Annotated in this window: 1 protein-coding gene; it reads left to right on the top strand. The window is 44.9% G+C overall.

The features are described 5' to 3' along the window. Positions 1-610, top strand: a 610-nt coding sequence (locus tag P9687_RS17120; protein WP_328228951.1) for an SH3 domain-containing protein, incomplete at both ends; no start/stop codon positions are given.

The raw sequence follows: 610 nt of genomic DNA, 5'->3' as shown, positions 1-610 counted from the left end.
CAGGCACTTCTACTCCGGCCAAAACAACGACGAAGTATGTCAATGTGGACAAAGGTTCCCATTTAATATTGCGCTCTAAGGCCTCCGGAACAGCCAGCATTTTAGCAAGCTTGGCAAGAGGAGAAAAAGTGACGGTTTACTCTATTTCCGGGGATTGGGCGAAAGTAAAAGCCGGAAGTAAAACGGGCTATGTTCATGCATCTTTTTTGGTAAACTCAAATCCAGACAGCAATACAAGTACTTCAAAACCAGCCAAAACAACGACGAAGTATGTCAATGTGGACAAAGGTTCCCATTTAATATTGCGCTCTAAGGCCTCCACTTCGTCCAGCATTTTAGCAAGCTTGGCAAGAGGAGAAAAAGTGACGGTTTACTCTATTTCCGGGGATTGGGCAAAAGTAAAAGCCGGGAGCAAAACGGGCTATGTTCATGCATCTTTTTTGACGAACTCAAATCCCGATAGCAGCACAGACACTTCTACTCCGGCCAAAACAACGACGAAGTATGTCAATGTGGATAAAGGCTCTCATTTAATCTTACGTTCGAAAGCCTCCGGAACGTCCAGCATTTTGGACAGCTTACCAAGAGGCGAAAAAGTGACGGTTTACTC

This window comes from Weizmannia sp. CD-2023 (assembly GCF_036225245.1).
Taxonomy (GTDB): domain Bacteria; phylum Bacillota; class Bacilli; order Bacillales; family Bacillaceae_C; genus Weizmannia; species Weizmannia faecalis.
Note: the sequence above shows the minus strand (reverse complement) of the source record. Positions and strands in the feature narration are given on the sequence as shown.